The following is a 25,280-nucleotide window of genomic DNA, read 5'->3' as shown; positions in this document are numbered from 1 at the left end:
ATAAAATTATGAAATGGAATTTGAAATACAATAACTACATGTTAATTTTTTTCAATATTTATCTTAAAATTAACCTCATCTATCTCGATTTCGTTAAAATTTAAAAGTGAAGATACAATTTCTATTTTATTTGACAAGACTTCAGAAGAAATATATTCCTCATTTTTCTTAATATCTTCCATGAATGGTGAATTTTCTTCAAGGAAGATTGTAATTCTGTCTGTCAGCTCAAAATCTTTATCTTTTCTCAGGTTTTGAACTCTGTTAATAAATTCTCTTGCAATACCTTCAGATTTTAACTCATCTGTTAACGTCAAATCTAATGCCACAGTTGTTTTTCCATCAGTAGTTACCGTCCATCCCGGGATGTCTTTTGTAGAAATTTCCACATCATCAAGGGTGATCTCATATCCCTGGATATCTAGCTTTCCTTCTTTTTCAAGAACGGTAATCTGTTCTGGGGTAAGATTGCTGATCTCAGTTCCTACTACCTTCATATCCTTTCCTAGTTTAGGACCCAGAGCTTTGAAATTAGGCTTTATTTGTTTTACAATTAAGTGAGCGGCTTCCTCCGCATTGATCAATTGTAATTCTTTAACATTTACTTCCTGTTTGATAAGGTCTGCCATAGCAAGAATCTGTGCTTCCGTTTTAGCATCCAGTACAGGAATCAATACTTTTTGCAGGGGCTGACGTACCTTTACGTTTTCTTTCTTTCTGAGAGAGAAAACCATACTGGTGATATTCTGTGCCAGGTGGGTTTTTTCAACCAGATCCTGATCGATTAAACTTTCATCAGCTACCGGGAAGTCGGTAAGATGTACAGACTCACAATTTTCCTTACCTGTCACTTTATTTAAATCCTGATACAACTGATCCATAAAGAACGGCGCAATAGGGGCGGATAATTTAGCCACTACTTCAAGACAGGTGTACAAAGTCTGGTACGCAGAGATCTTATCATCCGAATAATCTCCTTTCCAGAAACGTCTTCTGCACAATCTTACATACCAGTTACTCAGGTTATCATTCACAAATGTGCTGATGGCCCTGGCAACTCTTGTTGGTTCGTAATCTTCATAGAATGCTTTTACTTCTTTGATTAATAAGTTCAGCTCAGAAAGTATCCATCTGTCAATTTCAGGACGATTTTCTATTTCTTTCTCTGAATAGTTGAACCCATCAACGTTGGCATACAATGCAAAGAATGAATAGGTGTTATAAAGGGTTCCGAAGAACTTTCTTCTCACCTCATCAATTCCTTCAATGTCAAACTTCAGGTTTTCCCATGGGTTGGCATTAGAGATCATATACCAACGGGTGGCATCAGGTCCGTAAACAGATAGTGTTTCGAACGGATCTACCGCATTTCCTAAACGTTTTGACATTTTTTGTCCGTTTTTATCCAGAACAAGACCGTTACTCATTACATTTTTATAAGCAACAGAATCAAAAACAGCTGTACCGATAGCGTGTAATGTATAGAACCAGCCACGGGTCTGGTCTACACCCTCTGCGATGAAGTCAGCCGGGAATGCTTTATTGTTGTCGATTAACTCTTTATTTTCAAAAGGATAGTGCAACTGAGCATATGGCATAGAACCTGAATCGAACCAAACGTCAATCAGATCGCTTTCACGCTTCATTGCTTTTCCTGAATCGGAAACAAGAATTACTTTGTCTACTACATTTTTGTGAAGATCAACCAGCTCATAGTTAGATTCAGACATATTTCCGATAATGAAACCTTTGAACGGGTTTTCTTTCATGTATCCTGCTGCAACGGACTTTTCAATTTCGTTGTAAAGCTCCTCTACAGAACCTATGATCTTTTCTTCTTTCAGGTCATCCGTTCTCCAGATTGGTAACGGAATTCCCCAATATCTTGAACGGGATAAGTTCCAGTCATTTACATTTTCCAGCCAGTTGGCAAAACGTCCCTCACCTGTCGCTTTAGGCTTCCAGTTGATTTCTTTGTTTAAGTTAACCAGTCTGTCCTTTACAGCAGTCATTTTTACAAACCAGGAATCCAGCGGATAGTACAATACAGGCTTATCTGTTCTCCAGCAGTGTGGATAAGAGTGAACATATTTTTCTACTTTGAAGGCTTTGTTCTCTGTTTTCAACAAGATTGCAAGTTCTACATCCCAGGATTTTTCAGGAGCAGTTCCTTCATCGTAGTATTCATTTTTGATATATTTTCCTGAAAATACTTTAGGGACATTTTCTCCCTGAATGAATTTACCCTGTAAATCTACCAATGGAACAAGATTGTCATTTTCATCTTTTACCAACATGGGCGGGATCTCAGGCTGAGCCATTTTAGCAACTCTAGCATCATCAGCACCAAAAGTAGGAGCTGTATGCACAATACCTGTACCATCCTCAGTAGTTACAAAATCACCTAAGATCACTCTGAATGCATTTTCAGGATTATCGTTTGGTGTAAACCAAGGAACCAATTGCTCATATCTTGTGTCAACAAGTTTTTCTCCGGTAAACTCTTTTAAAATCCTGTATGGAATTACTTTGGTTTCCGGAGTATAGCTGGCAAAATCTTCATCAGTGCCTTCCGCATATTTCTTACCGAATACTTTAGGTAAAAGAACGCTGGATAATACAACTGTTACCGGTTCAAAGGTGTATTGGTTGAATGTTTTAACCAATACATATTCGATATCTCTTCCCACGGTAAGCGCTGTATTGGATGGTAGCGTCCATGGAGTGGTTGTCCATGCAAGGATATGAACGTCTCCGTCAACATCGTTAAACAAAACGGAAGAATCTTTTTTCACTTTAAACTGAGCTACAACCGTTGTATCGGAAACATCACGATAGGTTCCAGGCTGGTTCAGTTCATGGGAAGAAAGTCCTGTTCCCGCTTTTGGAGAATAAGGCTGGATGGTGTAGCCTTTATACAACAAATTTTTGTCGTATAATTGCTTCAACAGCCACCAGACGGTTTCCATGTATTTTGACTTGTACGTGATATACGGATCATCAAGATCTACCCAATATCCGATTTTTTCAGTAAGGTTATTCCATACGTCAGTATAACGCATTACCGCTTCACGACAAGCTTTGTTATAGTCTTCAATAGAGATTTTTTTGCCAATATCTTCCTTGGTGATTCCTAATTCTTTTTCCACTCCAAGCTCAACAGGAAGTCCATGTGTATCCCAACCCGCTTTACGGAAAACCTGCTTTCCGTTCTGAGTCTGGAAACGACAAAAAATATCCTTTAATGCTCTTGCCATTACGTGGTGAATTCCAGGCATACCGTTTGCTGAAGGCGGACCCTCATAAAAAACAAACTCAGGATTTCCCTGACGGATCTCAACACTTTTATTGAAAGTTTTATTTTGTTTCCAAAATTCTGCTACATTCTCTGCTACGTCAATAAGGTTGAGGTTTTTGTATTCTTTAAATTGGCTCATTGTATAGATCTCAATATCGTTGATTAATTAAGTCTGCAAATTTAGTGATTTTTGTCGGTTTATAATATATGTTTTATTTAGGTAATTTCTATTAAAAAGTTCAATTTCAGAAATATAAGTAAAAAGAAGAGGAAAAAGTGAATGATGATGATAAATAAGTGGATTTTCAATATAGGTTTTAATAGCTTTAGAAGCCTGTTTATTCAATAGAAGTGGGCTTTAGCCCTCTTAAAATTAAACCAATCCATTGGCTTTAGCTCAAACTTAAATATAATTTCTCGCAGCTCAAACAGATTTCGCAGATTTATCCATAACCATCTATGAAAATCTGTTTGATCTGTGGGAAAAATAAAACCAGCTAAAGCAATATAGCACGATCATTGCTTGAAATCTCATATATTTAAGAACTAAACCCAAATGCTGTATGAAAATCTTCTCTAAACTGATGATTGCGACCTGTTTTATCTATACAATCATCACACAAGCCCAAAATAACTATCCCCAAAATTATTTCCGCAATCCACTGAATATTCCCATGCAGCTGGCTGCCAATTTCGGGACAGTAAGAACCAATCATTTCCATATGGGACTGGACCTTCGGACTAACAGTCAGGAAAACCTGTCTGTACTTGCAGCAGCAGATGGCTATGTAAGCAGAATAAAAGTGGAACGATACGGCTTTGGAAATGCAATATACATTACCCATCCCAATGGATATACAACTGTTTATGCTCATCTGAACAAATATTTTGATCAACTTGACGCGTATGTAAAAGAAAGACAATATAAAGACGAAAAATGGGAACAGGATATCACCTTTCAGCCAGGACAATTTCCGGTTACAAAAGGCCAGCTCATTGCTTTGAGCGGAAATACCGGCGGATCAGCAGGTCCACATCTGCATTTTGAAATCCGGGATACAAAAACGGAAGAATGTCTTAATCCCTTGCTCTTTGGCTTTGCGATTCCTGATAATGTTGCCCCGATTATCAGCGGGCTGTATTGGTATGACCGGAGGTTCAGTACCTATGAGCCGGGAGCAAACAGTGTTGCTGTTAAAAAAGCAGGAAATGCTTATACTGCTGATGTGGTCAGAGTCAATTCACCTCTGATAAGTTTTGCAATCAAAGCTGTGGATAAGGCGAATAAGGGATTCAATCTTGGAGTTTATCAGGCGGAATTAATAATGGATGGTAAATCAATCTATAGTTTTTCTATTGATAAAGTGAGTTATGGTGACACCCGTTATGAGAACGGATGTATTGATTATACTAAATTTTCCAGAGATAAAATAAGTATTCAACATCTGTCAGTCTTGCCGGGAACGAGATTGCAGAACTATAGTAATCCAGGTTTATCTGGGATTATTAACCTTCAGGATAATGAGGTTCATCAGATTGAAATTATTTTAAAAGATGTTAAAGGAAATACAAGCCGGTTAACAACAAAAGTCCAGCTTGGCACACCAGTAAATAAAATTAACCCGACAGGGAATATGGTGCAACCCAATGAATCCAAAATAATCACTACACAGAATTCTGAGATCAGTTTCAGTAAAAATGCGTTTTATGACGCTGTCAATTTTAATGCCTATGAAGAACAGGTATCCGATATTAATGTGATCTCCAATACGGTTGTTTTACATAGTCCTTATATTCCCGTTCATGATAATTATACGATAAAAATTAAACCCAATAAGAAATTAAGCAGGGAAGAAAAAGAAAAAATAGTCGTTTTGTTTGATTATGGAAGCGATACGGATGCCGTAAAAGGAAAATGGAATGGTGATTGGGTGGAAGGACAGTTTAACAGGCTGGGAACCGTCAGATTGGTTTTGGATAATACTTTGCCGTATGTTCTTTCGGGCTGGAAGGAAGGATCCGTTGTCAATAGCAGTTCCTTACGGTTGAAAGGCAGTACAAAAGTGGGGGACATCACTTCATTCCGGGCGGAACTGGACGGCAAATGGCTTCGTTTCGCCAGGGTGAAGAATGATTTTGTATATATTTTTGATGAAAAATGCCCGAAAGGTTCAGGTTTGCATACCTTAAAAGTTACCACCATCAATACAGCAGGGAATACCAATGTACAAACTTTTACCTTTCAGAGATAAATAAACAAAGAAGAGTATCTTTTCATCTTTTACTACTTCAATCCTTTAATTTTAGATAAATTTGTCCTTTAAAAATAAACACCATTGGAATTCTATCCACCCATCGAAAAATCCGGCATTCAGGAAATCAAACGTTTTCAGGAGGAAAAGCTCCGCGAACTGTTGATCTATCTTGATACTCATTCTCCGTTTTATCAGCAGCTGTTCAAAGAAAACAAAATCAATATTGAAGAAATCAGAACATTGGAAGATCTGCAGAAAATACCTACGACTACTAAAAATGATCTGCAGCAGAACAACCACGATTTTTTCTGTATTCCACCGGATAAAATTGTAGATTATAGTACTACTTCCGGAACGTTGGGCGATCCTGTTACTTTTGGATTATCTGATAATGATCTTGAAAGACTGGCCTATAATGAAGCCATATCCTTTGCTTGTGCCGGTATCCGAAAAGGAGATGTTGTACAGATGATTACAACCATAGATAAGAGGTTTATGGCAGGGCTTGCTTATTTTTTAGGTTTAAGAAAAATGGGAGCCAGTGTTGTCAGGATGGGACCGGGGATTCCTGAGCTGCAATGGGACTCCATTTTCAGATATAAGCCCAAATATTTAATCACAGTTCCTTCCTTTCTGCTAAAAATGATTGATTATGCAGAAAAGCATGGTATCGACTATAAAAATTCAAGTGTATACGGAGCTGTTTGTATAGGAGAAAGCATCAAAAACCAGGACTTTACTGATAATATCCTTTCACAGAAGATCAAAGAAAAATGGGACATCAGATTGTTCTCAACCTATGCATCCACTGAAATGAGTACAGCCTTTACGGAATGTGAATATCAGGTAGGGGGGCATCATCATCCCGAGCTTATTATCACAGAAATTTTGGATGATGAAGGTAATCCTGTAAAAGAAGGAGAGAGTGGAGAATTAACCGTCACCACGCTGGGAGTAGAAGCTCTTCCTTTATTGAGGTTTAAAACCGGGGACATTGTAAAAGCACACTACGAACCTTGCGAATGTGGAAGAAATACAATGAGGCTCGGCCCCGTGATTGGAAGGAAGCAGCAAATGATCAAATATAAGGGTACCACATTGTATCCACCGGCAATGAATGATATTCTGAACGATTTCAATACTATCTTATGTTATCAGATTGTGATCCGGTCTAATGAAATAGGGCTTGATGAGATTATCATCAAATTGAGTACGGAAGAAGAAAGTGAAGTTTTTGTAAATGAAGTAAGGGATCATTTCCGTGCCAAGCTGAGAGTGAGCCCGAAAATTGAAATGGTGGACTTTGATATTCTTTCCAAGGTTGTTTTCAATCCCAATAGCAGAAAACCCATTACTTTTATTGATTTAAGATAAATGAACAGAAGCATAAAAAAACGGCCTGAATTTCAGACCGTTTTTTTTATTGTTGACTTTGCTGCTCCTGTTTTTCTGATTTGATCAGGTTAGCAAGATTTTTAATCACTGTATCATGCTTTTTTACAAAAGGATTATCTTTATTCCAGACATAGCCTGCCAATACAGCACATATTTTTTTCTTTACATCCGGATTTTCCGGCTGGTGGAAGAATAATTCCTGAAGATTTCCGGTGTACCACTCCTTTACATAGGTAGTGAAAACATCCACGCCATATAGAATATAATCGGTATATTCCGTTTGCCAGTTAATTTTCTCACCATTTAATTGTCTTAAAGCCAGTTTTGCAGCAAGCATCCCTGATTCCGTAGCGAAAGCCATTCCCGATGAGAAAACAGGGTCAAGGAATTCAGAAGCATTCCCGGTTAGGGCAAATCCGTCCCCAAATAATTTTTTTACAGAACATGAATAATCTTTCAGGTGTCTTGGCTCAAACAAAAATTCTACATCACCAAAGCGTTTTACATAATAATCTGAAAGGGAAATGGCTTTTCTTAAGGCTTCAGCAGTATCACCATTGGTGGACAGCTTATCAATATAATCAGTAGGGCCTACAATTCCCAGGCTGGTATTCCCATTGGAAAAAGGAATAACCCAAAGCCATACTTCCGTTTCAATGATATCAAAAGAAATTAAAGTTCCCTCTTCTCCTTCTTCTCTGTTGATGTCTTTTACATGAGAAAAGATAGCGGAATGTGGAGAGAGTTTTGAAGGTTTTTCCAGGTCTAGCAGTCTGGGAAGAACTCTTCCATAGCCACTTGAGTCAATTACAAATTTGGCATGGATTTCTTTGGTTTCCCCATTTTTATTTTTAACGGTGGTCACAGAATCTGTTCCGTCAAACCTGATATCAATAACTTCTGTCTCAAATTCAAGATCGATTCCTTTATTAATGACTTCCTGTGCCAGTGTATTGTCAAAATCAGCCCTGGGAACCTGCCAGGTCCAATCCCATCCTTCGCCGAACTTATTACTGAAATCAAAAATGCAGACTTCATCGCCGCGGAGAAAACGTGCTCCTAGTTTTTTTTCAAAGCCCATCTTGTCCAATGCCGGAAAAAGTCCTGCTTCATCAAAGTGGTCCATTACTCTTGGAATTAAGCTTTCCCCAACAACAAGTCTGGGGAATTTTGCCTTTTCGACAACTTTTACGTTGACATTATTCTTCTTTAGATATGAAGAAGATACGCATCCCGAAGGCCCGGCTCCGATTACGAGAACGTCAACAAATTCTTTGCTCATCTTTGATTTTTTATTTTAATAATAACTTCTATCTTTGCCGCAAAATTAGTGACAAATAATTAATATTTTACAAAATTATCAACTATTACTTTTGATTAATGAAAATAAATAACTTTTTAGGACTGAAAGACTTTCAAAAAATTATCATTGGGAATGAGAAAATCGAACTGAATGAATCACTTTTATCAAGAGTGAATGCAAGTTTTCAGTTTTTAAAGGAATTTTCAAAAAATAAAGTAATATATGGTGTGAATACCGGTTTTGGGCCGATGGCCCAATTCAAGATCAGTGACGAAGATACCCATCAGCTTCAATACAACCTGATCAGAAGCCACTCTTCAGGAATCGGCAATCCTTTACCTGCACAGGAAGTGAAAGCCTGTATGCTGGCAAGATTGAATACGCTGTCTTTAGGGAATTCAGGAGTGCATGAGTCTGTTATTTATCTTCTTAAAGAGCTGATCAACAGGGATATTGTTCCCTTAATTTTTGAACATGGAGGAGTAGGAGCAAGTGGAGACCTGGTTCAGCTGGCTCACCTGGCTCTGGTGCTGATCGGAGAAGGAGAAGTTTTTTATAAAGGAGAAAGAAAATCAACCCCTGAAGTTTTTCAATTGGAAGGATTGGAGCCTATCAAAGTTGAAATCAGAGAAGGCCTTGCCTTAATGAACGGGACTTCCGTAATGTCAGGAATTGGTATTGTGAATGCTTATAAAGCCAATCAGTTAACAGATATTTCCATTAAACTGTCCTGCGCAATCAATGAGATTGTCCAGGCTTATGACGATCATTTATCAGAAGTTTTAAACGGAACCAAGAAACACTACGGGCAACAGAAAGTTGCAGAAAAAATGAGGGCGCATCTGGCAGACAGCAAGCTGATCAGAAAAAGAGCAGATCATCTTTACACTCACTTTGAGGAACAGGAAAAAGTATTTAAAGAAAAAGTTCAGGAATATTATTCTTTACGTTGTGTTCCGCAGATTTTGGGACCTGTACTGGATACATTGGAGTATACGGAGAAAGTTCTTGAAAATGAAATTAACTCTGCCAATGATAATCCGATTATCAATGTAGAAGACCAACATGTTTACCATGGAGGAAATTTCCATGGAGATTATATTTCTCTGGAAATGGACAAGCTTAAGATTGTGGTAACCAAGCTGACAATGCTTGCGGAGAGACAATTAAATTATCTTTTAAATGCTAAAATCAATGAAATCTTGCCTCCTTTTGTAAATTTAGGTAAATTAGGTTTCAATTTCGGGATGCAGGGAGTCCAGTTTACAGCAACATCTACTACGGCAGAAAGCCAGATGCTGTCGAATTCCATGTATGTTCACAGTATTCCTAATAATAACGATAACCAGGATATCGTAAGTATGGGAACAAATGCTGCGGTTATCTGCAGAAAAGTGATTGAAAATGCCTTCGAAGTATTGGCAATTGAAGCAATTACAATCGTTCAGGCTATTGAATATCTTGATTTTCAGGATAAGGTTTCATCTTCTACAAAGGAGCTATATGATGAAATCAGAAAAATTATTCCTGCTTTCTCTGATGATATGGTGATGTATCCCTATCTGGAAGAAGTAAAGAAATATTTGAAGACCGTGTAATTTCTGAATGAGATTAATTGTCTTTGCAAATAAAGCTAACTTAAAAAAACTAACAACAACATAAACACTAACGCATGAAATGTGCAATCGTAACAGGAGGCTCCAGAGGTATCGGAAGAGCAATCTGTATAAAACTGGCTGAAGATAACAACTATCATATACTGATCAACTACGCTTCTAATGAAGCCGCAGCAAAAGAAACCCTGTCCAGAGTGGAAGAACTGGGGCTACAGGAGAAATACTTAAGTTTGATGTGGGGAATGCTGAGGAAACAAAAGATGTTCTTACTGCATGGCAGGAAAGAAATGCCGATGCTGTAGTAGAAGTTATAGTCAATAACGCAGGTATTACCAGGGACGGCTTATTTATGTGGATGCAGAAAGAGGACTGGAACAGCGTAGTCAATACAAGTCTTAACGGATTTTTCAATGTAACCCATTTCTTTATTCAGAAACTTCTCCGTAATAAATATGGACGGATCATCAATATGGTCTCTGTTTCCGGAGTAAAAGGAACTGCCGGCCAGACGAACTATTCAGCTGCCAAAGGAGCTCTGGTAGGAGCCACTAAAGCCCTTGCCCAGGAAGTAGCTAAAAGAAACGTTACGGTAAATGCTGTTGCTCCCGGTTTTATTAAAACAGATATGACCCAGGATTTTAATGAGGACGAACTGAAGGCAATGATTCCTGCCAACAGGTTTGGAGAAGCAGAAGAAGTCGCAGATTTAGTAGCATTTTTAGCTTCTAAGAAATCTTCATACATTACCGGAGAAGTAATTAATATTAACGGAGGGATTTACTCATAAATAATATAACAATATACCAATGTACCAGTGTGCCGATGTTGATTAATCTCAACAGATAGGGCTACTTACCAGATGATACATTGCTAAATTCAATAGGAACATATGGAAAATAGGGTTGTAATTACCGGAATGGGAATTTATTCCTGCATCGGGACGTCTTTAGAAGAGGTCAGGGAATCCCTATATCAAGGAAAATCAGGAATTGTTTTAGACAAAGAAAGAAAAGAATTCGGATTCAGATCGGGACTTACCGGAGTAGTTCCCAAACCGGACCTGAAAAACCTTCTTAACAGGCGTCAGCGTGTCAGTATGGGAGAGGAGAGTGAGTATGCTTATCTTGCAACAATGGATGCCCTGAAACAGGCCAATCTTGATGAAACTTTTCTGGACACCCATGAAGTGGGAATTTTATACGGAAATGACAGTGTTTCCCAGGCGGTAGTAGAATCTATCGATATTGCAAGGGAAAAGAAAGATACTACATTGATGGGGTCGGGCGCGATCTTTAAATCAATGAACTCAACGGTGACGATGAACCTTTCCACTATTTTTAAGCTGAAAGGGATCAATCTTACCATCAGTGCGGCATGTGCCAGCGGATCACATTCTTTGGGCCTTGCCTATATGATGATAAAAAATGGTTTCCAGGATATGATTATCTGCGGAGGCGCCCAGGAAACCAACAAATATTCTATGGCAAGTTTTGATGGCTTAGGAGTTTTCTCCGTGCGAGAAGATGAGCCGGCAAAAGCCTCAAGACCTTTCGATGCCGGAAGAGACGGCTTAATCCCAAGTGGAGGAGCTGCCACTTTGATCGTGGAAAGCCTGGAATCTGCTCAAAGGAGAGGTGTTCCCATCATTGCTGAAATTATAGGCTATGGTTTCTCTTCGAACGGTGGTCATATTTCAACTCCGAACGTGGACGGACCTGCTTTGGCAATGGACAGGGCCCTGAAACAATCCGGGTTACAGGCTTCTGATATTGATTATATTAATGCTCACGCTACTTCTACCCCGATTGGAGATGCCAATGAAGCGAAGGCTATTTATGAGATCTTCGGAAGCGAAGTTCCGGTAAGTTCCACCAAATCGATGACGGGACATGAGTGCTGGATGGCGGGGGCAAGTGAAGTTATTTACTCTATCCTGATGATGCAGAATGATTTTATTGCTCCTAATATCAATCTGGAAAACCCTGATAATGAGGCGCAAAAGATAAATTTAGTCTCCAAAACAAAAAATCAAAAAATTGACGTATTTTTGTCGAATTCTTTCGGGTTTGGGGGAACCAATTCTGCACTAATAGTTAAAAAATTTGATTAAAAAACATGGAAAGGGAGAAAATTGTTGCCATCGTTAATGATTTTTTGGTAAATGAATTCGAGGTAGACGGGGACGAAATCAGTAACGATGCCAATCTTAAAAATACACTGGGCTTAGACAGCCTGGATTATATTGATATGGTCGTTGTGATAGAATCTAATTTCGGGGTGAAATTAGGAGAAGCCGATTTTAAAAAAATGGTGACATTTGATGATTTCTATACGACGATTGAGACAAAGATTGCGGAAAAGAACGCTTAATTATACATTAAAATGACCAATGTAATGCTATAGCAATCTGTTAATCATACCGAATGGTATTGATACATTGGTATACTGTTATATCGGTAAATTATACATATGAACAAGTGGAAAGGTAAATCTAAAGGGACGGTTTTGGGGTACCAAATATTTGTCTGGTGTATTAGAAATATCGGGATCAGAAGTTCATATTTCGTGCTTTATTTTGTTGCGGCCTACTATTTTATATTTCAGAAAAAAAGCAACCTGCATATTCTTTATTATTTCCGGAAGAGGCTCAATTACGGATATTGGAAGTCCAGATTTTCCATATTTAAAAGCTATTTTACCTTTGGGAAGGTATTGATTGACAAGACTGCGATTTCTGCAGGACTGAGAGAGAAGTATACGTATGAATTTGATGGAATTGAGAACCTCAGAAATCTGCTGGCAGCAAAAAAAGGAGGCGTACTGATCAGTGCCCACATCGGAAATTTTGAAGTAGCGGAGCATTTTTTTGCCGATATTGATTTTGATTGCCGGATCAATCTGGTGACTACAGATCAGGAGGTTACAGTGATCAAAGAATACCTTGAAAGTGTTGCCGTAAAAAAGAGCAATATCAAATTTATCTATGTCAAGGAAGATATGTCTCATATTTTTGAAATTAATCAGGCTTTATCCAATAATGAGCTGATTTGCTTCACAGGAGACCGCTATTTTGAAGGATCAAAATACCTGGAAGCCGAGCTTTTGGGGAAAAGTGCAAAATTTCCGGCCGGACCTTTTCTCATTGCATCCCGGTTGGCAGTTCCTGTAGTGTATGTGTATGTGATGAAAGAAGAAAACCTTCATTATCATCTGTATGCCAGAGTCGCTCAGAATATTAAAAACCGCGATTCCCAGGGACTTTTGAATTCTTATGTTCAAAATCTTGAAACGATGGTAAAAAAATATCCTTTACAATGGTTTAATTATTTCGATTTTTGGGATGATGTTGATTAATTTTTCTATTTTTACCACATAAATTAATAAAAAACTAAAAACTATTGAGACTTATTGGGAATTTAAGATCGTTACATGCTGTTACACCAATAAGGTTTCTTTGCATAATAAAATCTCAGAATCTTCTTAATTTCCTCAACTCTTAATTAAAAAACACATGCTCCTTTGAAGAAAGAATATGACATACTTGTAATCGGAAGCGGATTGGGAGGCCTTGTTTCGGCTCTTGTTTTGGCGAAAGAAGGTCTAAAGGTTTGTGTTTTGGAGAAAAATAATCAATATGGAGGAAATTTGCAGACTTTTTCAAGGGATAAACTGATTTTTGATACCGGTGTGCATTATTTAGGTGGGCTTTCAAAAGGACAGAATCTGAACAGGTTCTTTTCCTATCTGGAAATCATGGATGAACTGGAGCTTCAGAAGATGGATGAAGACGGATATGACAGAATTTCTTTTGGAGAAGAGGACTTTGAATATCCACATGCACAAGGCTATCAGAATTTTGTAGAGCAATTATCCAGATATTTTCCTGAAGAAAGAGAAAACCTTGAAAATTATTGTGAAGAAATCCAATATGTCTGCAGCCAGTTTCCAAGATATCATGTTGTAGGAAGAGAAAGCTATAATGAGGAAATTCTGCACCTGAATACCAAAAGGTTCATTGAATCGGTTACCCCCAATAGAAAACTTCAGGCTGTATTACTGGGATCTAACTTTTTATATGCCGGTGATTCTGAGAATATTCCTTTTTACGTACATGCCCTTACTGTGAATTCTTATATCCAGAGTGCTTACAAATGTGTAAAAGGAGGAAGCCAGATTTCAAAACTGCTGATCAGAAAGCTCCGGCAATATGGTGCGGAAATCCACAAACATGCTGAAGTTTCAGAATTTATATTCAATGAAAATAATGTGCTTGCTTCGGTAAAAACACGGGACGGAAAGGTATACAATGCCCGGCAGTTTATTTCTAATATTGAAATTCGTTCTACCATAAAACTCATTGGAGAAGAAAGATTAAAGAAGTCTTTTTTAAACAGGGTTTTGAGCTGGGAGCCGGTTTCTTCGTGCTTTAGTGTTTATCTGGTATTAAAACCTCATTCTATTCCGAATTTTAATTACAACATCTATCATTATTCATCAGAAGACCTGGTTTGGAATGCCTTTCATTATCAAAAGGACGCATGGCCGGAAACGTATATGCTTTCATCTACACCCTCGAAGACCCATGCTGAATTTGCTGAAAGCCTGACAGCCATTTCATATATGGATTTTGATGAGGTGAAAGAATGGAGCCATACTTTCAATACTGTAGCAGACGAGCATGAAAGAGGAGAAGCGTATGAGAAGTTTAAGCTGGACAGAACTGAAAAAATGCTTAATGCACTGGAAAAAAAGATTCCCGGCCTCAGGCATTCCATCAAAAAAATATATACTTCCTCACCATTGTCTTATCGCGATTACATCGGCAGTTTTGAAGGAAACATGTACGGATACATGAAAAGCTCAGATAATCCCCTGAAAACAATGGTTTCCCCCCGCACTAAAATTGATAATCTTTTTTTGACGGGCCAGTCTGTAAATATGCACGGGATTCTGGGAGTAACGATCGGAGCTTTTAACACGTGCTCTGAAATTTTGGGAAAAGATAAGATTGATAAGCGCCTCAGGCAAATGACCTAATTAAGACTAACCGTGAAAAAAACTATTACCATTTACCTTTCTTCCAAGAGGCTGCTTCTTTACTTTATTTTAGCTTTTATTCCTGTTTCATGCGGGATATCAAAGTCTATTCATCATCTTCCCGATGTAAGCGGATATTCACTGGAGATCCCAAAAGTTACTCAAATCAATGACACGACTTTTAGTTACAATCAAAATTTTCTGACTAAAAATAAACAGCAGCTGTGGGAGCTTTATATCAAAGGAAATCCTTTGCAACTAGGGTATAACAATGGTGCATTAACACAAAAATTAATGCAGGAACAGGAAGAAATTTTCTTTTCAAAAATAGAAGCATTTGTTCCGTCCAGATTCAAACAGAAATTATTGAACGGCTTTTTAAAATGGTACGGAAGGAAAATGTATCTGAATGTCCGGGAAGATTACCAGACTGAGCTATACGGATTATCGCAATATTCTTCTGACCGGTATGATTTTATAGCTCCGAGGTATTTAAGAAATCTTTACCTGCACGGAGCCCATGATATCGGGCACGCTTTACAGGACTTGGCTATGGTAGGCTGTACTTCTCTGGCTGTATGGAACGAAAATACGGAAGACGGTGACTTGCTGATCGGGAGAAATTTTGACTTCTATGTAGGCGATGACTTTGCTAAAAATAAACTGGTAGAGTTTGTACAACCGGAAGACGGAATTCCTTATATGTCTGTAAGCTGGCCGGGAATGATCGGCGTGGTTTCCGGTATGAATAAAAAAGGAATAACGGTTACCATCAATGCCGGAAAATCAAAAATCCCGTTGACGGCCAAAACGCCGATTTCTTTGGTGACCAGGGAGATTTTACAATATGCCCAAAATATTGATGAAGCAATTGCCATTGCCCGCAAGAGAAAAGTTTTTGTTTCAGAATCCATTCTGGTAGGAAGTGCAGAAGATAAAAATGCTGTAATCATTGAAGTCTCACCGAAAAAAACAGGGGTTTATAAAGTCCGGAATACAAACAAAGTTCTTTGCACCAATCACTTTCAGTCAGATGTTTATAAAGATGATCCAAGAAACCGGAAGCAGATTGAAGAAAGCCACTCGGTATACCGTTATGAAAAGCTTCAGGAGCATTTAGAAAAAGATGAGAAGCTCACTCCTGAAAAAATGGCGGCTATTTTAAGAGACAGATCAGGATTGAAGGATAAAAAAATAGGGTATGGCAACGAAAAAGCGCTGAACCAGCTTTTAGCCCATCATGCCGTTATATTTTCTCCCCAGAAAAGATTAGCCTGGGTATCATCAAACCCTTACCAACTGGGAGAATTTGTATGTTATGACCTCAATGAAATATTTTCTGACAATGGTCTCCTGAGACACAATCTTTCAAAATCAACATTGAATATTGCCCGCGATCCGTTTGCTGATTCCGGGGAATTTAAAAATTACGAAGAGTACAGAACTTTAACGGTACAGCTCAATGATGCACTTCACAAAAAAGAAATTCTCACTGATTCTTTTATCAACTACTATCAATCCTTAAATCCTGACTTCTGGAAAGTCTATTATCTGGCAGGGAAATACTATTTTTACCGGAAAGAATATTCAAAAGCAAAGAGTGAGCTTGAAAAAGCAATGAATAAGGAAATTACAACGGTTCCTGATCAGAGAGAAGTTGAGAAATATTTGAAAAAAGCCGTAAAGAAGTTGAAATGATCCCGAGATATATAAAATTATTGTTCTGTATTCCTATTGCAGTGCTTCTGTGTTATACCATTTACTTATGCACCGTATATGGCTCGGTTCCGGAAACCATACCGATTCACAGCTATGGAAATAATCCCGATAACTATGGTCATAAAATATTTCTCTTTTTACCGGTACTGCTGAATATTGTGGTTCTTATACTGGTCTGGAGAATTATCAGCAGGCCGGATAAAATTAAATTTACCTTTGAAATAAGTGCAAACGATAGAACGAAAGTATATCATACAACCCAATTGGCCCTGGTAATTATTGCTATATTCGTGACCATTATGATGGGCCCTTTGTCATTTTCTGATGTTGTTTATAAATAATTGATTATGAAAAAACTAGTAACCTTCTTTTTAATTGTATCATCATTATTCTCATTCTCCCAGGATAGAAAGGAGATTGGAAAAACTTTTATCAATACTTTATTTGTTGACAAAAATGCTGAGAAAGCACATTCGTTTTTTGATTCTTCGGTTGCCAATGAAATTCCGGTGGATCAGCTTAAATCTCTTACAGAACAACTTCAGACTCAGCTAGGAAGCCTGAAGAAAATTCTCGAAGTCAACAATGAAGGAAATCTTTATTATTACTATTCTGAATTTGAAAAATCTAAACTGGATGTTCAACTGACTTTTGGAGATGATCATAAACTGATTGGATTCTTTTTAGTTCCCCATAGAACATTTGAAAAAAGAGACGAAAAAACCACTCTTAGAATAAAAAGTGATGATATCGAGTTGAATGGAACAGTGCTGATCCCTCCTTCCGATAATAAAAAGAAGCTGGTGATTTTTGTTCATGGATCCGGAGCTTCTGACAGGGATGAAACTGTTGGAGAAAACAAACCCTTTAAAGATATTGCAGAATACCTCTTTGCGAATGGAATTGCCTCTTACAGATATGATAAAAGAACGTATTCCAATCCGGAGACTTTTAATGAACAGTCTACAGCAGAGCAGGAGACAGTAAATGACGCCGTAAATGCTGCTCTTTATTTCAAAAGTAACAAGGATTACCAGGGATATCAGATTATCCTGCTGGGGCATAGTCAGGGAGCTTATATGATGCCAAAGATTGCAGCGCGTGCACAAGCTTCAAAATATATTTTCATGGCGGGAAATGCAAGACCTTTACAGGACTTATTGGTTGAACAGTTTGAGTACATCCACCGCATTGATCCCACTAAAGTTTCCGCCGAAGCTGTTCAGGATATAAAAAAGCAGGTTGCCTTTTTAAATTCGTCACAATTCAACTTAAATTCACAGGCTTCAGATCTTCCGATGGGGCAATCTGCCGCATACTGGAAATATTTAAAAGAATATCATCAATTGGATGAAGTTAAGAAAATAAAAGCCCCGATGTTTTTTGCACAAGGAGGTAAAGATTACCAGGTAACAGAAAAGGACTTTAACCTTTGGAAAAACGAGTTGAAAAATGATAAAAATGCCGTATTCAGATTTTACCCTGATTTGAGTCACTTGTTTATTCCGGTTTCCGGAACACCTTCCCCAAAGGATTATGAAATCAAAGGTAAGGTGGATGAGCAGTTTTTAAAAGATCTGGTTCAGTTCATTGTAAAGTAGACTTACCATTGTTGAAAAAGTAAACGAAGATTGACGGAAATGTTTTGTAAAGATTAATTATTCTCCGGGGTCAGTTTGTTCAGAAACAAAAAAGTGGCTACACCTGTAAGACATGATACTGTAGTGCTCAGGATAAAACTACCAATCACATACTGAAGCAGGTTATTCCTGATAAGGTCAAAATTCAGGTCTTGGCTGAGAACATTACTTTCACCCTCTACAAAAGGACCGCCCAGGAATAAAGAAGCTGCAATGATGAAAGGAATGAAAGGAGGAAGACTTATATTGGAAGCTACAAATGCAAGGACTTTATTCAATTTAAAAAGGACGGATAGACTGATGACAAGCAGTGTTTGAAAACCCCAAAACGGAGAAAGCCCGATAAAGACCCCCAATGCAATAGAAAAGGCCTTTGTACGGTTGCTTCCGTCACTTTCCAGCACATCTTCTTTTATGAATCTTTTAAAGCTTTTTTTTTTGAAATTATTCACAAAATTTCTCGGAATAATATAAAATAAAGTGATAGTCACCAGAATTGTATTCAGAATACTGATCCTTGTGAAATCTTTGAAGGGCCTGAAATGGGAAACCCTTTCTGCGGGATCATACAAAACTTTTATGGGAACATTCTTTACAGGAACATGCCTCCAGGCTGTCCTTACAATAATTTCGATTTCAAATTCAAATTTAGGTGTAAAGAATTTCTTCGGGATTTTGCGGAGAGGATAAAGCCTGTAGCCGGATTGAGTATCTTCCAGTCTGATTCCGGTTTCAAACCAGAACCAGAAATTGGAAAAACGGTTTCCGAAGCTGCTTTTTTTAGGAATGCCATCCTGGGACATATTTCTGTTTCCTATCAAGAGGACATCCTCTTTTTCCTCTATCAAGGCTTTTACAAATACAGGGATATCATCCGGATAATGCTGCCCGTCTGAATCAATGGTGATTGCATAATCATATCCTGATTCCTTTGCTTTTCTGAAGCCCGTTTCTAAGCCGTTTCCTTTGCCTTTGTTTTCAGGAAGGCTAATAACTGTAATGTGAGGATATTGTGAAAGAATATGCGGAGTGGAATCGGTAGAACCGTCGTTAACCACAATAATACTTTCGGTATAGTCTAAAACACCGTCAATGACTCTTTTCAGAGTTTTTTCGTTATTATAGGTAGGGATTACAACGCAGATCTTCTTTTCAGAAATTGCATTCTGTACTTCAGCAAAGGACATGGTTTTATTTTAAAGTGGCTCTTTCCGCCTCTGTAATGGTTTTAGATTGCATCGCAAACCTTTTGATATAGTTTTTTAACGCTGCATTCTGTTTGTTGTAATTGTTCAGAAGAAATGCCTTATCATCTTTCATGCTTCCCCTGTATCCTACTATTTTCGGAATATTTTCCTGAACACTCAGTCTGATCAGTCGCAGTTCCGCATTATTCGGATTGCTTTTGATAATACTTTCAAGGCTTGTAGCTCCTGTTTTTACCAGTGCTTTTCTGTTTCCTTTGGTAACCTTCGCTTCCATGATTTTTGCAGCCGCTTTATAGCCCAGGGTAACAGGATCAGAACCGGGCTGCTTTTCTGCTGCATCAATAAAGCTTTGCGTGTTGGTACTGGAATCGTTGGCTTTAGCATAGCTGCTTCTTAGCGTTTCAAGGTCAGACTGGAAGAAAAAAAGAAAAGCTGCTACGAATGATAAGATAAGTTTCATGACATTATTTTTTATAGCTTACTGACATTTTTAATGCAATAGTCTCGCCAAATGAAGTGGTATTCTTCACTTTAACATCTTCTCCGTTTTCGGAAATATCAAGCTGGAGCTTCAGGTCAGGGGTTTCAAACGGGTTGATAATTGCCATAAACTTAACATTTGAAGCTGTTTTTAAAAATAATTTTGCCCCTGTAAATTCTTCAGTGAGTTCTTTCACAATCTGCATCATACAGACTCCCGGAGTTACCGGATTTCCCGGAAAGTGACCTTTAAAAATATCATGATCTTTATTTAACCGGATATGGGCAATAAAAATGCCATCGTCTGTTTTTTCGTGAGATTCTAAAGTGTAAAAGTCTGTAAGAATGGTTTGCATGATCTTATTTTTTAAGATTGAACGTATAATAAACTCCTGCCTGGAAGGTTACATTCGTATGTTCGCTGGTGATGTGTACAAAGCCTTTTTTAATTCTGGCTTCTACTCCAATATTTTTTGTAATGTCATACCCTGCTCCCAGCAATACTCCTAAATCTGCCGAAGAAGGTGACTGAATATTTTTGTGGTCACTAAGGAGTTCCAAAGTCGGACCAAAGTGGATATTAAACTGGTTAAAATAAAATTTATTCACTACTGCTGCTCCCACATAAGAAACCGTTACTGTTTTGGAAGCTACTGCCGGATTTTGGCTTTCATATTTTGCTCCCTGGCGGGTATAGTAGATTTCAGGCTGAAGAGCATAGAATTTAGCAAATCGGATATTCGCCTGGAAGCCTATATAAAAATCGACCTTTGACTGTACGTCAAATACATTACTTCCATAATGGTAACCCTGGTTGTCATTATAATACCAATAATCATAAGCCGGTCCATTGGAAAAATGGGAAATATTAGCTCCCAATCTTATTCCGGGATTAAAAGTTACCTGTGCAAAAGACAGTCCGGAGATCAGTAGAATTAAAAGGAGGAATAATTTTTTCATGTGTATAGATTATTCAGTTTCGGTTATTTGAACTAGTTTTATATTAATCTTAAAATCCTTGTGATGAAGGTTTAAACTGTCCGCGAAGATAGGTTTTTTTGCCTCAAAAGTAAAATCGATTTTTTCCCTGCTATTTCGGGTGTAGATGATCTGTTTCAGCAGGCCGTTGTCCTTGTTAAAGAATAAATAATAGCTTTTGTTGTCAATTCTGGAAAGATAGATTCTGGAATGGTCGTTCACAAAGCTTTCACTCACAGGATATTGCTTCCTTAAAAGTTGCCGGAAATCATTTTTAAGGAAGTTGATAACAATCTTTTTATCCAGGTCGGGAAGCACGTAATTGAGTTTGAAGTCATTATCTGCAATTTCAAAATCAATCAGTTTATTTCCGAAGTCTGACGTCAATACCACCCGGTGAGTGGTTTCATTCAGTTTTTTGATGATCAGGATACCGCTTACATGATTTTTATAAATATCAATCTGGCATTTATACACATAATCCCCGTTAGAAGAGAAATACAGATTCTCCACTACTTTTTCAGCTGTTGAAACAGGCTTTACATCAGCAAGTGTATATGTTTTGCAGGAAGTAGCCAATACTAAAATAAGACTGCTATAAACTAAATTCTGACGCAGGAATTGAAGCATTGATCTTGGTGTTTTTGAAAACAATATTGGTAGTATCCCCGGAGGCTTCTGTCATATTAACCTGGGAAACCGTAGATTGGTTTTTTGGAAAATAAAGCTCAACCTGTTTGATATATTTCAGGAGCTGGCTTGTTTTCGGAATAAACCTGGCAATATTGTAATTTCCGCTTTTGAAGTAAGTTACGGTAAACTCCGGGTCATTGAACATGGTGCCGTTTGAACTTCCTACGATAAGCTTATTGATCTTTTCAAAGGTTTTGCTTTTGGCATCTACTGAAGATTTTTTTCCCTGGTCATTGATGAAAATTTTGTTATTTTTAAAAACAATACTGTACTGATAAGGTTTTGTGTACCTCCAGCTCAACATATTAGGAGTTTGTAATGACATTTTCCCGTGGGTAACAATACTTTTATCCAGGAAATCCATTTTTTTCGTTTGGGTAAAGTCACTTTGCAGCGTTTTGATTTCCTTTGTTTCAGAAGAAACTTTTGTTACGAAAGCCTTCGCCTCCGCTCCGCTCATTGCTGTATTTTGGGCGAAAAAGAACCCTGATACCAATAAAAATGCTCCTAAAGCAATATTTTTAATCATTTTTTCTTTGAATTTGTAATGGAATCAACGGTGAATGTTGAATACTTTTTATCCTCCAAAAATACTAATAAATCTACCAGGACACGATATGTTTTTTCCGAAGTATCATGAAGAAGGATGATACTTCCTTTTTTCAGGTTTCTGGTGACTTTTCTGTAGATTTTCCGTTCATCATTGATGATGGTATCCAGAGAACGCACATTCCAGCCAATGCTTTTTTTACGAGTGTTCTTAATGGCTTTGGCAATATTAGGATTGGTAACCCCGAAAGGAGGACGGTATAATGGAGTAGTTATATTGCCATACCGCTGTATTACTTCATCACATTGCTTTATTTCTTCCGTCATTTTAGCTGTAGATAAAAAGCCTGTGGAATGAGAATGAGATAAAGTATGATTTCCGACTGTATGTCCGTCAGCAATAATTCTCTGGAAGGTTTCAGGATATTTTTCGATTTGTTTTCCGATACAAAAGAAGGTTGCCTTTACCCGGTGCTCCCTCAAAAGATCCAGAAATTGAGGCGTAAACTCAGTGGGACCATCATCAAAAGTAAGTGCCACCTCTTTGATTTTTGTGCGTTTATGAGTAATGCTGTTGACAAAATAGCCAAGTCCTATATCGAAAGATCCCCAAATGATAACAGCAGAAAAAGCAAGAAAACAGGCCAGATATACCCAAAAACTTCCTTGAAACGCATAAATAAAAACGTTGCAAAAAAGATAGAATAAAACGAATGGGTAATGTTTCATTGTTGTGTATCGTTTATTGGTTGATAAGCAAAAGCAAATTTGTTAACCATCCTTTTTATTTTTGTTCCGTTATGCTCTTTCCAACAAAACCAGACTATGATCACAGCCAGCCAGATGATTGTAAAGAAGTATGTTTTTTACCTCTTCTTTTTTCTCAGGATTGATCATCATTACCTCCGGGATCTTCTGTTCCTTCAGAATATGACAGGCCATAAAAACAGAAAAGCCACTCGCTGTATTAAATTCTCCGCTAAGATGCTTATAATATAATAAAGATGATTCCGGAAACAGTTTCATGGCTTCATTATAATATCCATCAGAAGCTGCATCTCCGCTAAACCCCAGAATAACTGCATCGATATCCTGCGACTGAAAATTGTTTCTGGTTAAAAAATCCTGGATAAAATCTTGTACTTCATTGATTTCTATCCTGTTTTTAATTTCAATATTGCTGAGCTTTGCGTAGGTGTTTTCGGTCTTGTTTTTTCCGACCACGAAGAAACTTGCTCCTTCGCCCCAGATGACACCGTTAGTCGTAGAAGTCAGATAATCTGCGGGTAAATCTCTTTCTTTTTTGATCGTATTGTGTAAGCAATAAAGCTCCATGGTTCTGTCCGTCTGCTCATCAGTAGATCCTACAAGAATATTTTCTGCCTCACCGTCACTGATCTGGAGTTGGGCATCCAGTAACGAAAATTCCAGTGAAGAAGAAGTATTTACATAAGTGAAGTTATAAGCATGACATTGCAAGGCCAGGGCAATCTGCCCGGCAACGGTATTATGTGTAGACTGGATAAAAAATGTAGGTGTTAAAAACTCTTCATGATTGTCAATTACATTTTTCAGGAACTTTTCAGAATCCTGGGAACAGCCCATACCGGTTCCTACAATAATGGCATCCGGCTGTGAAATTCCTGCTTCCTGAAGTGCGTAATGTGATGCTACGGAACTCATTTTTACGGTTTTAGACATTCTCCTGATCATAGCAGCAGGAATGAATTCTTTGTATTTGGGTTCTATAGCTTTTACAATCTGTACTGTATTTTCAGGAACCAGGTTCTGGAAAATATTTTCCTTCAATGTGTCCTGGGCTGAGATACAGGATGCACTGTTGATGTATACTGCACTCATGGTTTTGAGAATATTAACGTTGAACAATTTCCTCCGAATCCGAATGAATTGGAAAGTACATGCCTGATATCTTTTTTCTTTAGTTCAGTAACAGGAACCAGATCAAATTCTTCCATTTTGGTTTTGAAATTAAGATTGGGAAAAATGAGATTATGCTGCATAGCTAAAATTGAAAACACCGCTTCAATTCCGGCGGCGGCTGCCAGAGTATGCCCCGTAAAGGCCTTCGTAGAGCTGAATTCCGGTACCTGGTTTTCCCCGAAAATACGGATCATGGCAATACCTTCAGACAAATCATTATTGGGAGTAGCTGTTCCATGAACATTAATATAATCGATTTTTTCCCTGGCTAAACCGGATATTTTCAAAGCCTGCTGCATCGCGAGAAAAGCACCCTGCCCATTCTCCGAAGAAGCCGTCTGATGATGAGCATCATTCGCATTTCCATATCCGGAAAGATAGGCTAAAACAGGCTTGTTTTCCTTTGTCACAATTTCCTCAGATTCCATAACTAAAAAAGCGGCGGCTTCTCCTAAATTTAAACCTTTCCGGTCATTGTCAAAAGGCGTGTTATAGGAATCCGTAAGAATCATCAGGGTATTGAATCCGTTCAGGGTAAATTTGGACAGGGAATCTGTTCCGCCAACGATAACGCGATCTAAAACGCCGTTTTTAATCAGTTTGGCTCCCATCATAATGGCATTGGCGGCTGATGAACAGGCAGTGCTGATCGTAGAAACCATTCCTTTTAACCCCAGATAATCTGCAATGGCTAAAGAAGAATTACCGGCATCATGAGCATCAATATATTTTTGCTTCTCAGGAAAGTCTTCATAGGAGTAGAAATATTTTTCGGTAACATCCATTCCTCCTACACTGGTAGAAGAGATCAGGCCGGTCCTGTATTGGTTGATATCCGGAATTCCGGCATTTTCTACTGCTTCCTTTGCGGCAATCATTCCTAATAAAGAGGTTCTTGTAGCGTTGTTGTCTTCATCAAGCTGAAGTTTTTCTACAAGTTCTTCATTGGATAACTTTATTTCACCTGTTTTAATAGATCCTCTATGGCGGGTTTCAAACATGTTGATCTCTGAAATTCCATGCTTTCCGGACTGTAGTGAAATAAAATTTTCCTCCACATTGTTTCCTATGGAGGAGATGATACCCATTCCTGTTATGGCAATTTTCTGGCTCATGGTATTATATAATGTGCCAATTTAACGATGTACTATTTACAATGATTATTCCT

Annotated in this window: 21 protein-coding genes and 1 pseudogene; 11 read left to right on the top strand and 11 right to left on the bottom strand. The window is 38.0% G+C overall.

From position 1 onward, the window contains the following. Nucleotides 1-41: 41 nt before the first annotated feature. Nucleotides 42-3,437, bottom strand: coding sequence for an isoleucine--tRNA ligase (ileS, locus tag OK18_RS06295; protein WP_053327472.1), 3,396 nt, complete (start codon nucleotides 3,435-3,437; stop codon nucleotides 42-44). Nucleotides 3,438-3,861: 424 nt separating this feature from the next. On the opposite strand from ileS, the gene OK18_RS21890 reads away from it, so the two are divergent. Next, the gene (locus OK18_RS21890) at nucleotides 3,862-5,550 is read left to right on the top strand and encodes a M23 family metallopeptidase (protein WP_053327471.1); all 1,689 of its coding nucleotides are present in this window, start codon (nucleotides 3,862-3,864) and stop codon (nucleotides 5,548-5,550) included. Between the two features lie 84 nt (nucleotides 5,551-5,634). Beyond that, nucleotides 5,635-6,927, top strand: a complete 1,293-nt coding sequence (locus OK18_RS06285; RefSeq protein ID WP_053327470.1) for a phenylacetate--CoA ligase family protein — start codon at nucleotides 5,635-5,637, stop codon at nucleotides 6,925-6,927. Between the two features lie 46 nt (nucleotides 6,928-6,973). Here the strand turns inward: OK18_RS06285 and OK18_RS06280 are convergent, their stop codons facing one another. Beyond that, entirely contained in the window at nucleotides 6,974-8,230 is a 1,257-nt protein-coding gene (locus OK18_RS06280; protein WP_053327469.1) for an NAD(P)/FAD-dependent oxidoreductase, read from the bottom strand. A 98-nt stretch (nucleotides 8,231-8,328) separates the two neighbouring features. Here OK18_RS06280 and OK18_RS06275 point away from each other — a divergent pair, with 98 nt between their 5' ends. The 9 genes and pseudogenes from OK18_RS06275 to OK18_RS06235 all read left to right on the top strand — a co-directional run bounded on the left by OK18_RS06275 (nucleotide 8,329) and on the right by OK18_RS06235 (nucleotide 18,224). Further along, nucleotides 8,329-9,849, top strand: coding sequence for an HAL/PAL/TAL family ammonia-lyase (locus OK18_RS06275; protein WP_050019751.1), 1,521 nt, complete (start codon nucleotides 8,329-8,331; stop codon nucleotides 9,847-9,849). Between the two features lie 74 nt (nucleotides 9,850-9,923). Next, nucleotides 9,924-10,654 (top strand): annotated as a pseudogene (gene fabG / locus OK18_RS06270) (3-oxoacyl-ACP reductase FabG). Nucleotides 10,655-10,756: 102 nt separating this feature from the next. Continuing rightward, complete coding sequence (locus OK18_RS06265) at nucleotides 10,757-11,977, top strand: beta-ketoacyl-[acyl-carrier-protein] synthase family protein (RefSeq protein ID WP_050019749.1); 1,221 nt, start codon at nucleotides 10,757-10,759, stop codon at nucleotides 11,975-11,977. 5 nt (nucleotides 11,978-11,982) lie between these two features. Then, nucleotides 11,983-12,237, top strand: a complete 255-nt coding sequence (locus tag OK18_RS06260; protein WP_053327468.1) for an acyl carrier protein — start codon at nucleotides 11,983-11,985, stop codon at nucleotides 12,235-12,237. 99 nt (nucleotides 12,238-12,336) lie between these two features. Continuing rightward, entirely contained in the window at nucleotides 12,337-13,221 is an 885-nt protein-coding gene (locus tag OK18_RS06255; protein ID WP_053327467.1) for an LpxL/LpxP family acyltransferase, read from the top strand. Nucleotides 13,222-13,386: 165 nt separating this feature from the next. Further along, nucleotides 13,387-14,904, top strand: coding sequence for a phytoene desaturase family protein (locus OK18_RS06250; RefSeq protein ID WP_053327466.1), 1,518 nt, complete (start codon nucleotides 13,387-13,389; stop codon nucleotides 14,902-14,904). A 12-nt stretch (nucleotides 14,905-14,916) separates the two neighbouring features. After that, complete coding sequence (locus OK18_RS06245) at nucleotides 14,917-16,602, top strand: C45 family autoproteolytic acyltransferase/hydolase (protein ID WP_082129151.1); 1,686 nt, start codon at nucleotides 14,917-14,919, stop codon at nucleotides 16,600-16,602. Then, complete coding sequence (locus OK18_RS06240) at nucleotides 16,599-16,964, top strand: DUF1648 domain-containing protein (protein ID WP_053327465.1); 366 nt, start codon at nucleotides 16,599-16,601, stop codon at nucleotides 16,962-16,964. The genes OK18_RS06245 and OK18_RS06240 overlap by 4 nt, the downstream gene beginning before the upstream one ends. Nucleotides 16,965-16,970: 6 nt before the next feature. Beyond that, entirely contained in the window at nucleotides 16,971-18,224 is a 1,254-nt protein-coding gene (locus OK18_RS06235) for an alpha/beta hydrolase (protein WP_228377703.1), read from the top strand. A gap of 53 nt (nucleotides 18,225-18,277) precedes the next feature. Here the strand turns inward: OK18_RS06235 and OK18_RS06230 are convergent, their stop codons facing one another. From OK18_RS06230 to OK18_RS06190, 9 genes are all read right to left on the bottom strand, one after another. Continuing rightward, nucleotides 18,278-19,450, bottom strand: a complete 1,173-nt coding sequence (locus tag OK18_RS06230) for a DUF2062 domain-containing protein (RefSeq protein WP_053327463.1) — start codon at nucleotides 19,448-19,450, stop codon at nucleotides 18,278-18,280. 4 nt (nucleotides 19,451-19,454) lie between these two features. Continuing rightward, on the bottom strand, nucleotides 19,455-19,931 hold the full coding sequence (locus OK18_RS06225; RefSeq protein WP_050019745.1) for a hypothetical protein: 477 nt from the start codon (nucleotides 19,929-19,931) through the stop codon (nucleotides 19,455-19,457). A gap of 4 nt (nucleotides 19,932-19,935) precedes the next feature. Further along, the gene (locus OK18_RS06220; protein ID WP_082129150.1) at nucleotides 19,936-20,307 is read right to left on the bottom strand and encodes a hotdog family protein; all 372 of its coding nucleotides are present in this window, start codon (nucleotides 20,305-20,307) and stop codon (nucleotides 19,936-19,938) included. Between the two features lie 4 nt (nucleotides 20,308-20,311). After that, a complete protein-coding gene (locus tag OK18_RS06215; protein WP_053327462.1) occupies nucleotides 20,312-20,911 on the bottom strand; it encodes an outer membrane beta-barrel protein in 600 nt (199 codons plus the stop codon). Nucleotides 20,912-20,920: 9 nt separating this feature from the next. Then, entirely contained in the window at nucleotides 20,921-21,559 is a 639-nt protein-coding gene (locus tag OK18_RS06210) for a hypothetical protein (RefSeq protein ID WP_053327461.1), read from the bottom strand. Next, complete coding sequence (locus tag OK18_RS06205) at nucleotides 21,525-22,151, bottom strand: LolA family protein (RefSeq protein ID WP_050019743.1); 627 nt, start codon at nucleotides 22,149-22,151, stop codon at nucleotides 21,525-21,527. The genes OK18_RS06210 and OK18_RS06205 overlap by 35 nt, the downstream gene beginning before the upstream one ends. After that, complete coding sequence (locus OK18_RS06200) at nucleotides 22,148-22,900, bottom strand: polysaccharide deacetylase family protein (protein ID WP_050019742.1); 753 nt, start codon at nucleotides 22,898-22,900, stop codon at nucleotides 22,148-22,150. The genes OK18_RS06205 and OK18_RS06200 overlap by 4 nt, the downstream gene beginning before the upstream one ends. Before the next feature lie 69 nt (nucleotides 22,901-22,969). Continuing rightward, nucleotides 22,970-24,031, bottom strand: coding sequence for a beta-ketoacyl synthase N-terminal-like domain-containing protein (locus tag OK18_RS06195; protein WP_053327460.1), 1,062 nt, complete (start codon nucleotides 24,029-24,031; stop codon nucleotides 22,970-22,972). After that, on the bottom strand, nucleotides 24,028-25,227 hold the full coding sequence (locus OK18_RS06190) for a beta-ketoacyl-[acyl-carrier-protein] synthase family protein (RefSeq protein ID WP_050019740.1): 1,200 nt from the start codon (nucleotides 25,225-25,227) through the stop codon (nucleotides 24,028-24,030). The genes OK18_RS06195 and OK18_RS06190 overlap by 4 nt, the downstream gene beginning before the upstream one ends. Nucleotides 25,228-25,280 lie beyond the last annotated feature (53 nt).

The organism is Chryseobacterium gallinarum (assembly GCF_001021975.1).
Classification (GTDB): domain Bacteria; phylum Bacteroidota; class Bacteroidia; order Flavobacteriales; family Weeksellaceae; genus Chryseobacterium; species Chryseobacterium gallinarum.
Note: the sequence above shows the minus strand (reverse complement) of the source record. Positions and strands in the feature narration are given on the sequence as shown.

Excerpts from the sequence above, each read along its gene's own strand:
- ileS (WP_053327472.1), bottom strand. The coding sequence starts at position 3,437 with ATGAGCCAATTTAAAGAATACAAAAACCTCAACCTTATTGACGTAGCA.
- OK18_RS21890 (WP_053327471.1), top strand. The coding sequence starts at position 3,862 with ATGAAAATCTTCTCTAAACTGATGATTGCGACCTGTTTTATCTATACA.
- OK18_RS06280 (WP_053327469.1), bottom strand. The coding sequence starts at position 8,230 with ATGAGCAAAGAATTTGTTGACGTTCTCGTAATCGGAGCCGGGCCTTCG.
- OK18_RS06275 (WP_050019751.1), top strand. The coding sequence starts at position 8,329 with ATGAAAATAAATAACTTTTTAGGACTGAAAGACTTTCAAAAAATTATC.
- OK18_RS06265 (WP_050019749.1), top strand. The coding sequence starts at position 10,757 with ATGGAAAATAGGGTTGTAATTACCGGAATGGGAATTTATTCCTGCATC.
- OK18_RS06260 (WP_053327468.1), top strand. The coding sequence starts at position 11,983 with ATGGAAAGGGAGAAAATTGTTGCCATCGTTAATGATTTTTTGGTAAAT.
- OK18_RS06255 (WP_053327467.1), top strand. The coding sequence starts at position 12,337 with ATGAACAAGTGGAAAGGTAAATCTAAAGGGACGGTTTTGGGGTACCAA.
- OK18_RS06240 (WP_053327465.1), top strand. The coding sequence starts at position 16,599 with ATGATCCCGAGATATATAAAATTATTGTTCTGTATTCCTATTGCAGTG.
- OK18_RS06235 (WP_228377703.1), top strand. The coding sequence starts at position 16,971 with ATGAAAAAACTAGTAACCTTCTTTTTAATTGTATCATCATTATTCTCA.
- OK18_RS06230 (WP_053327463.1), bottom strand. The coding sequence starts at position 19,450 with ATGTCCTTTGCTGAAGTACAGAATGCAATTTCTGAAAAGAAGATCTGC.
- OK18_RS06225 (WP_050019745.1), bottom strand. The coding sequence starts at position 19,931 with ATGAAACTTATCTTATCATTCGTAGCAGCTTTTCTTTTTTTCTTCCAG.
- OK18_RS06220 (WP_082129150.1), bottom strand. The coding sequence starts at position 20,307 with ATGCAAACCATTCTTACAGACTTTTACACTTTAGAATCTCACGAAAAA.
- OK18_RS06215 (WP_053327462.1), bottom strand. The coding sequence starts at position 20,911 with ATGAAAAAATTATTCCTCCTTTTAATTCTACTGATCTCCGGACTGTCT.
- OK18_RS06210 (WP_053327461.1), bottom strand. The coding sequence starts at position 21,559 with ATGCTTCAATTCCTGCGTCAGAATTTAGTTTATAGCAGTCTTATTTTA.
- OK18_RS06205 (WP_050019743.1), bottom strand. The coding sequence starts at position 22,151 with ATGATTAAAAATATTGCTTTAGGAGCATTTTTATTGGTATCAGGGTTC.
- OK18_RS06200 (WP_050019742.1), bottom strand. The coding sequence starts at position 22,900 with ATGAAACATTACCCATTCGTTTTATTCTATCTTTTTTGCAACGTTTTT.
- OK18_RS06195 (WP_053327460.1), bottom strand. The coding sequence starts at position 24,031 with ATGAGTGCAGTATACATCAACAGTGCATCCTGTATCTCAGCCCAGGAC.
- OK18_RS06190 (WP_050019740.1), bottom strand. The coding sequence starts at position 25,227 with ATGAGCCAGAAAATTGCCATAACAGGAATGGGTATCATCTCCTCCATA.